Raw genomic sequence first — 8,252 nt, forward strand, 5'->3', positions numbered from 1 at the left:
ACGGGACCCGGCGCCCGGTCACGCACCCTGCTGGAGCTTGGGTCGAGACAGCCGACGAGACGTCGGGGTACGGGTGGGGGACAGAAGAACGTGGAGCGGGCGCACGACGAGCACGGCGGCGAGTCCGTGGCTGGGGCGGACGAGGGCGTACGCGTCGACGGACCCGAGAGCGACGCGGCGCTCGTCGACCGGGTTCGGGCGGGCGACGCCGCCGCCTACTCCGTGCTGTGGTCGCGGCACGAGCCCGCGGCCCGACGGCTCGCCTCCCGGGTCGCGTCGCCGAGCGACGTCGACGACCTCGTCAGCGAGAGCTTCACCCGCACCCTCGATGCCCTCCGTGGTGGGGGCGGGCCCGACACCGCCTTCCGGCCCTACCTGCTCAGCACGCTGCGCCGGGCCAACATCGACGTGGCGCGGCGCTACACGAACCGGGTCGTGCTGACCGACGACGAGACGACCGTCGACACCCGCGCGGCTGCCTCGGCGGAGGACGAGGCCGTCGACGCCGAGGAGCGCGACGCCGTCTGGGCGGCCTGGCGTTCGCTGCCCGACGAGTCCCGGTCGCTGCTCTGGCGTCTGGTCGTGCACGAGGAGAAGCCGCACCAGATCGCTCCCGGGCTGGGCACGACGCCGAACGGCGTCGCGAGCCGGAGCAAGCGGGCGCGAGAGCGGCTGCGCCAGACCTTCCTCTCCGAGCTCGTCGCGAACGCCGGCGACGCGGACTGCCGGGCGGTGCGACGCCAGCTCGGTGGCTACGTGCGCGACTCCCTCCCGGTCAAGGCTCGCGAGCGCGTCGACGAGCACCTCGACAGCTGCGCCCGGTGCCGGGCTGCGGTGCTCGACGTCGTCGACGTCGACGAGGCGATCCGGCTGCGCGTCGCGCCGGTGCTCCTGCCAGGGGCGTTCGCGGTGGCGTCGGGGCTCGGTGCCGCCGACGCGGTGGGCGACGACGCGGTGGGCGACGGCACGGTCGTCGCCGGTGCAGCGGGCGCGGGCGCGGTCGCAGCGACGGGCGGCGCCACGATCCCGGTCGCCGTGGGCGTGGCCTCGCTCATGGACGGGGCCGACGACCTGTCAGAGTTCGCCGCCGACGTCAGCGGAGGTGGGCCCGGAGGTGGCTCGGGCGGGGTCAACGGTCGCGTGCTGTCGGTGCCGGGTCGCTCGGCGGCCGCGGTGCTGGCTGCGGCTGCACTCGTCGTCGCGACCGCCCTCTTCCTGCTCCAACTCCAGCCGACCGGACGCGTCTCGGCCGACGCGCCGGTGGGCCGGGACTCGTCGGCCGGACCGGTGGACGGGACGGAGTCGCCCTACCCGGCCGAGACGACGAGCTCGTCGGTGCCGACGTCGACCGCGCCGCGACCCGTGATCGGGGTCGCGACGGCCGAGGGCGTCTCTCGTTTCCGGTCGTCGGGCGGCCGGAGCGGGAGCGCCGACCGGCAGTCGAGGCCGCCGTCGCGCCCCGCGCCGAACTCCACCGGCACGAGCGCCACCTCGTCGAGCCGCCCGAGCCCGAGCCCGAGCCCGAGCCCGACGACGACGCCGACGCCGACGAGCAGCCGGCCGACCCCGACGACCAATGTCGCGCCGCCTCCCGCTCCGGTCGGCACGGTGACGAGCCTGACGTTCACGCCGAGCGACCGCGGCTACCTCGCACACCTGACGGCGCCGGCCGGCTGGCTCCTCACCTCGGTGCGCGACGTGCACGGCGCCCGGGTCGTCGAGCACGTGAGCCAGCCGACCGCGCAGTTCGACGGGCGGCTGCGCGCCGGGGAGCTCGTCGTCGAGGTCACCCGCGTGCAGCCCCGTCTCTCGGGGGACCTCGTGGCCCGCTTCACCGACCGCGCCGGAGCGACGCTGCCCGGGTCGGGCAGCTACCCGTTGCGCTGATCGCCCTCGGGCTCGGCCAGGTCAGGGTCCCCGGGCTCGGGCACGTCTGTGGTGGGTGGGGGCTGGGAGGGGGCGGGCGCGCCGTCGGGCGGGAGGGCGGCATACGCCATCTGGCCGGGGAGGTCGGGGACACTCTCGTCGACGGGGATCACCTGGCTCAGCCGGGTCAGCTCGACGACGGCGCGGATGGGCGAGGCGTGGGGGACGACGAGCCGGAGATCCTGTCGGCGGTCCCGCAGTCGCTGGGAGAGGCGGAAGAACGCGGCGATGCCACCGCTGTCGAGGTAGGTCGTGCCGCTGAGGTCGACGACGACGAGCGTGACGTCGTCGGGGACCGCGTGTCCGAGGGCGTCGGTGAGCTCGCGCGCGTTGGACAGGTCGAGCTCGCCGGTGATGCGGACGAGCTGGGTGGTGCCGGCGCGGCGCGTGTCGACGCGGGCGAGGTCGCTCATGCCTCGACCGTCACGTGGACGCGACGGCGCAGGCGGACGTCGGTGCCACCGGGGGTGTGCTCGACGTCGACGTCGTCCATGAGGGCATCCATGAGCTGGAGTCCCCAGCCGCCGCCGCGGTCGGCGGCTGGGCGCCAGTGGCCGTGGTCGCGGATGCGCACCTCGAGGGCGCCGCCGTCGAGCCGGGCCTCGACGACGAGCTCGCCGGCCGACCCCTGCCCGCTGTAGGCGTGCTGGACGACGTTGGCGCAGGCCTCCCCGCAGGCGACGAGGACCTCGTTGACGTCGGCCTCGGAGACGGAGGCCTCCTTGAGCCAGCGGCGCAGGGCGCTGCGGACCTGCACGAGGTTGCGGGCCTCGGCGGGCAGCCGGACGTCGAGCTCGCCGTCGACCGACGGCAGGGGGCGCATGGCGAGGATCGCGACGTCGTCCTCGATGTGCTCCTCGTCGAGGAAGGTGTCGAGAAGTCGCTCGCAGAGGGCCTCGATGTCGTCGTCGGGGACGGCGGAGGCCTCGCGGTCGAGCCGGTCGAGGCCGGCGGTGAGGGAGACACCGCGCCGCTCGACGAGCCCGTCGGTGTAGAGCAGGAGGGTTGCCCCCGGTGGCAGGACCTGGGTGGCCTCGGTGAACGAGCCGTCGACGGTGACGCCGACGGGAGGGGAGAGGGCGCCCTGGAGGTAGGTGCCCTGACCGCCCGCGAAAGCGAGTGCAGGTGGGTGGCCCGCGTTGGTCCAGCGGATGCGGCGCGTGGCCGGGTCGAAGACGAGATAGATGAGGGTGACCATCTCGGGGACCGGGAGCTGGGCGACGAGCTCGTGGACGCCGCGCATGACGGCGGGCGGCGAGGGGTCCTGAAGGGCGTACGCGCGCAGGGCCATCCGGACCTGGACCATCGTCGCGGCGGCGGTGAGGCCGTGGCCCGCGACGTCGCCGATCGCGAGCCCGAGGAGGCCGCCGGGGAGCTGGACGACGTCGTACCAGTCGCCGCCGACCTGCACGTCGGCCGTCGCGGGCACGTAGCGCGCGGCGAGGGCGACCCCGGGCACGTCGGGGAGACGGTCGGGCAGGAGGCTGCGCTGCAGGGTCTCGGCGATCTGGTGCTCGCGCTGCGCCCGGGCCTCCTCGTGGCTCAGCAGCTCCTGGGCCTCGGAGCGCTCTTGGATCTCCTGGACGAGCCGGGCGTTGGCTGCCGACAGCTGGGCGGTGCGCTGCTCGACCCGTCGCTCGAGCTCGGATGCGGCCTTCTCGAGGGCGGCGGCGGTCTGCATGCGCTCGCTGACGAGGGCGGCGAGGAAGAAGGAGGTGAGCGCGACGCAGGCGTTGAAGGCCTGGAGCGTCACCATCTGCTCGAGCAGCGTCTTGCCCTCGAAGGGACCGCGCTGCCGGGCGGCGGCCGCCGTGGCGAGGAGGGTGGCGATGAGCGCAGCAGGGGCGGCTCCCCGCAGCTGGAGGCGCCAGGCGGCCCAGCCCAGCAGCGGGAGGGTGAGGAAGAAGATGTGCAGCCCCGTGGTCACGGCGGTAGCCACGACGAGGGTCGCGACGACGAGGATCATCACGGCCTCGAGCCACAGCCGGAGCGGCCAGCGGCGCTGCTCCCAGAAGAGCGGCAGGCACAGCAGGAACGGCGCGACGGCGAGGACGCCCATCGCGTCACCGGTCCACCACACCGCCCACGCGGCCGGCAGCTGGGCAGTCGTGATAGAGCCCGAGGCGAGGAGGGTCGCCGCGCCGATCGTCGCGCTGACGAGCATGCTGGCGAGGGCGCCGAGGAAGACGATTGCGAGGGCGTCGCGCTGGCGGTCGAGCTGGCGGCGGAAGCCCACCCGCTGGAGGAGGGTGACCGCGACGACGGGTGCGAGGGTGTTGCCGACGGCCGTGACCGCCGCGGCCAGCGGGTTGGCGCTGATCGGCAGGTTGACCGCAAGGGCCGCGACGGCGACGGCCGGCCAGTAGGACCGCCCGAAGACGATGAGCGCAGCGACGGCGACACCAGTCGGCGGCCAGAACGGGGTCACGTCGTTGCCGACGAGCGAGAGGCTCAGGCCGAGGCGGGCGCCGAGGTAGTAGGCGATGGCGATGGCGGCCAGGCGGACGAGGCGTCTCGTCCGGGTGGTGGCGGTGGAGATGTCCGGTGTGTCCTTGCCGTCCGAATCCCGGGTGACGCGGGAGGGCAGGGGAGCAGGGCCCGAGGTCTCCACCGCCCCCACGCCTGTCGTCATCGTCGGGAGCAGTCCAGCCGCCCACGCCCCGCCATGGCAGTGACTCTAGGAGCACCGAGTGTGGTGTGACGAGCGTTTCGTCCACCCAGTTGGGAGCCGTTGATGCTCGGCTGGGAGGTGACCGAGTCGCGCCAGTGCGCGGGGCTGTCCACGAGGAGCGCATGATGGGCTGGTGGACGTGCGGCTGCTCTACTTCGACGGGTGCCCGAACTGGGTGGTGGCCGAGGAGAGGCTCCGCTCGGCTCTGGCCGAAGTGGACCACGGGGACGAGCCGATTCTGCGAGTGCGGGTCGAGACCACCGAGCACGCCGAGCGACTCGACTTCATCGGCTCGCCCACGATCCTCATCGACGGCACGGACCCGTTCGCCTCGGGGACCGAGCAGCCGGCCCTGGCCTGTCGCGTGTTCACGACGCCGGACGGGCGGGACGGTTCGCCGACCGTGGCGCAGCTGGTCGAGGTGCTGTCGTGAGGGTGGATCCATGGATTCGCGGTCGCTTGGTCGCTCGGTGACGAGAGAGCTGGTCGATGTCCGCTCGGTCGCGAATTTCGTTGTGGTGCCCCCGGCAGGATTCGAACCTGCGACACCCGCTTTAGGAGAGCGGTGCTCTATCCCCTGAGCTACGAGGGCGGGGCATGGCTGAAACCCTCGCTGGGAACCTCGCTGCAAGGGTCGCTGTAACCCTGGCTGTCGCGAGGCCCTGTCGGGCCGACCAACGGGGACAGGCTACTGGACCCGCGCGGCGGTCCCGCGCAGGGCTGCCACCGGCACCATGACACGCACCATCAGTGGCATGACCGCGAGCCGCCGCGGACCGCTACGCTGCCCCACGCGCCCATGAGGGCTGAATGTTGAGCAGGGGTCACCTGTGGGGCTCATCGGTTCCGTCATGCTCATGCTTGCAGTCGCGGGCCTCGGGATCGTCGCCGGCTACTACTTTCTGACAGCGCGAGCTTGTTCGTCGGCCTCAGCTGATTCTCTGTGGCGCAGTTGCCGGGGGTACTTCCGTTCAAGGAGAAACGCGGATCTCTGCCGCCAAATCTGCGAAGAATGCCCAACCGGACCATCCGCCTGAGGACAGCACGCGCGTGCCGGCGCCATTCCGGGAGTCCGCGGCACACTTGACGGATGGTCGTACCGTCCCGGCCAAGCCGGCAGACCAACCTCGCCCTGCTTCTGCTGCTGGCGGGAGCCTTCGTGACCGGCTGGTTGGCGTTCGGGATCGAGGGTTCGCCGCAGTCCAGGACCGTGAGCGTGGTGCACGGCATCCTGGGCCTGGGGATCCTGGTGCTTGCCCCGTGGAAGAGCGTGATCGTGCGACGTGGCCTCCGTCGTCGGCGTCGGCACACTGTCGCGGTCGCCTTGGCGGGGGTCGTCACTGTCAGCCTGGCTGCCGGGGTGGTGCATGCCACGCTCGGTCCCCTCGAGGTCGGCGGCGTCCGTGTGCTCGCCGTGCACATCGCCTCCGCCGTCGCGGTCGCGCCGCTCGTGCTGCTCCACGTGGCGCGTCGAGCGCAGCGACCGCGCCAGACCGATATGTCCCGGCGAACCGCGTTGAGAGCCATGGTGGTCGGTGGCGCCGCGGCACTGGCCTACGGCGCGACGGAGTCCGTCACGTCGGTCGCAGGTCTCCCAGGTCGACATCGTCGAGCGACCGGGTCCTACGAGGTGGGGTCTGGCGTCCCCTCCACCATGCCGGTCACGCAGTGGTTCACCGACGACGTGGCCCGTATCGACCTGGACACGTACGCACTGCAGGTCAGCCGACTCGGAGAGCCGACGATTGCACTTTCACACGGCGAGCTCTTGGCGATGAGTAGCACGACGCAGGTGGCGGTCCTGGACTGCACGGGCGGCTGGTGGGCCGAGCAGACTTGGCGCGGCGTGCGTCTCGACACCCTGCTCGGCACCCCGGACCGGGGATCAATCGCCGTCCGCTCGGCGACCGGCTACACGAGACGCTTCCCACCCGAGGACACGTCCGTGCTGCTGCTGGCCACCCACGTGGGCGGCGCACTGCTCTCGTCCGGCCACGGCGCGCCAGTCCGGTTGGTCGCACCCGGACGCAGGGGTTTCTGGTGGGTCAAGTGGGTCGACCACGTCAGCGTCGAACCGCAACCCTGGTGGTCGCAGCCACCGTTTCCCCTCCAGTAGGCGCAGGGGCTGACTCGTTTCGAGGGCGGGGTCCTGAATCGACCGACCCTCGAGGCCGCCGCGCCACGTCGGCCGCGCCGCTCACCCTCGCGCTGACGAGCCGCGTACGACCCGGACCGCCGTCCCGCTCACACCCGTTCGACGCGGTCGGCCTGTGGTCCTCGATCGCTCTGTCGCACCTGGTACCGGACCCGATCGCCCTGGTGCAGCGCCTCGGCGTCTCTGAGGACAGACACGTGCACGAACAGGTCCGGGCCTCCCGCGTCGGGGGCGATGAAGCCGAACCCCCGCTCCGCGTCGTAGCGTGCCACCACTCCCTCGCCGCCTCGCGCCGGCACGTCGGATGCCTCCAGGTGTCGCGACCGAGGGCGGGCCGTCGATGCCGCGGGTGCGCCCCGCGGTGTCGAGCTGCGTGCGAGGCGCACGTCGCGAGCCTGCGGGCCCCTCTCGCTCACGACGATGTCGTACGTCACCCGGTCACCCTCGCCCAGGTCGGGGAGGCCGTCGGCCAGCGCCCGGACGTGGACGAAGACATCGGAGCCGCCCGACTCGGGTGTGATGAACCCGAAGCCCTTGTCCGCGTCGTACCAGGACACGGTGCCGTCCGCCCCGTCGGATGCCACGGCCTGCTGGGCGGCCTCGGCACCCAAGGGCAGCAGATGGTCAGCCTGCGGTCCCTTCTCCCCGTCGACAACGAGGAACGCCACCCGCTGCCCCTCCGAGACCACGCCGCCCGCCACGATGGCCGAACTGTGCACGAAGATCTCGGCACCACCGCCATCGGGCGTGATGAACCCGTACCCCTTGGCAGGCTCGTACCAGGCGACGGTGCCGAGCACGCCCAGCGGTGTATCGGCGGCCTGGTCGGCCGTGACCCGGACGCGGCGTGCCTGCGGGCCGCGGTCCCCCTCGCCGATCTCGAACTCGACCACCTGCCCCTCCCGGAGCAGCTTCATCGCGTCGTCGCTGATGATCTCGGACGCATGCACGTACAGGTCCTCTGCGTCCTGCCCGAGGGCGATGAAGCCAAACCCCCGGTCGGCATCGAACCAGCGGACGGTTCCCTCGGTCACGGCTGACTCCTTGTCGAAGCTACGGTCGGTGTTCCCCTAGTGTCCCCCGACGGGACCGCGACAAGCGCCCGGCGCCCGGCGCCCGGCGGTGCTCGCAGTGCCGTGGCAGGTGCCCGACGGCGACATGCACGGCACCCGGCGACGCGCCGACAGCGGCCCGACCGGACGTAGGCAGACCGTCGCCGCCATACACCTTGGAATGCCGAAACCAGTACTGCACAGGCGCGGTCAGGTGGATGATCGAGTATGCGCTTGAGGAACTTCCCGTGCTGGGTCATGGGCCACATGTACCTCCACAAGCCCGGAGACAAGGACTTGGAGACTGTCCGAGTAACGGTGTAACTGGCCCAACGCGCTGACTGGTTCAGCGGGAAGGGTCGGATGATGACCGACACACTGGTGGGCGTGAGCCCGCTTGAGAGAGCAGCGAAGAAGTCGCTCACACCTGCTGAGGTGGAGCGCGCGG

General features: G+C 72.2%; 6 protein-coding genes and 1 tRNA gene. 3 read left to right on the forward strand and 4 right to left on the reverse strand.

What is annotated here, in order from left to right; genetic code table 11:
• The first annotated feature begins 90 nt into the window (after positions 1-90).
• Positions 91-1,887 (forward strand): sigma-70 family RNA polymerase sigma factor, encoded by a 1,797-nt coding sequence (locus AB4Z14_RS17225; protein ID WP_442276269.1) that lies wholly within the window; start codon positions 91-93, stop codon positions 1,885-1,887.
• Here the strand turns inward: AB4Z14_RS17225 and AB4Z14_RS17230 are convergent.
• Together AB4Z14_RS17230 and AB4Z14_RS17235 are read right to left on the reverse strand one after the other, a co-directional pair.
• Positions 1,872-2,339, reverse strand: a complete 468-nt coding sequence (locus AB4Z14_RS17230) for an STAS domain-containing protein (RefSeq protein ID WP_442276270.1) — start codon at positions 2,337-2,339, stop codon at positions 1,872-1,874. The two genes, AB4Z14_RS17225 and AB4Z14_RS17230, sit on opposite strands and share 16 nt — an antisense overlap.
• Positions 2,336-4,558, reverse strand: a complete 2,223-nt coding sequence (locus tag AB4Z14_RS17235) for an MASE1 domain-containing protein (protein WP_442276271.1) — start codon at positions 4,556-4,558, stop codon at positions 2,336-2,338. Before AB4Z14_RS17235 ends, AB4Z14_RS17230 begins: the two co-directional genes overlap by 4 nt.
• Positions 4,559-4,730: 172 nt before the next feature.
• Between AB4Z14_RS17235 and AB4Z14_RS17240 the strand changes: the two genes are divergently transcribed.
• Complete coding sequence (locus AB4Z14_RS17240) at positions 4,731-5,030, forward strand: thioredoxin family protein (protein WP_442276272.1); 300 nt, start codon at positions 4,731-4,733, stop codon at positions 5,028-5,030.
• Between the two features lie 83 nt (positions 5,031-5,113).
• On the opposite strand, the gene AB4Z14_RS17245 is transcribed toward AB4Z14_RS17240, so the two are convergent.
• Positions 5,114-5,189, reverse strand: a tRNA-Arg gene (locus AB4Z14_RS17245).
• Between the two features lie 768 nt (positions 5,190-5,957).
• On the opposite strand from AB4Z14_RS17245, the gene AB4Z14_RS17250 reads away from it, so the two are divergent.
• Entirely contained in the window at positions 5,958-6,713 is a 756-nt protein-coding gene (locus AB4Z14_RS17250; protein WP_442276273.1) for a molybdopterin-dependent oxidoreductase, read from the forward strand.
• 128 nt (positions 6,714-6,841) lie between these two features.
• Here the strand turns inward: AB4Z14_RS17250 and AB4Z14_RS17255 are convergent, their stop codons facing one another.
• A complete protein-coding gene (locus AB4Z14_RS17255; RefSeq protein WP_442276274.1) occupies positions 6,842-7,786 on the reverse strand; it encodes a cold-shock protein in 945 nt (314 codons plus the stop codon).
• Between the last annotated feature and the right edge of the window lie 466 nt (positions 7,787-8,252).

It is taken from the genome of Terrabacter sp. 2TAF16 (assembly GCF_052115065.1).
Classification (GTDB): domain Bacteria; phylum Actinomycetota; class Actinomycetes; order Actinomycetales; family Dermatophilaceae; genus Terrabacter.

Bases quoted from the DNA above. Each gene is read 5' to 3' on its own strand.
- AB4Z14_RS17230 (WP_442276270.1), bottom strand. From the start codon at position 2,339: ATGAGCGACCTCGCCCGCGTCGACACGCGCCGCGCCGGCACCACCCAG.
- AB4Z14_RS17235 (WP_442276271.1), bottom strand. From the start codon at position 4,558: ATGACGACAGGCGTGGGGGCGGTGGAGACCTCGGGCCCTGCTCCCCTG.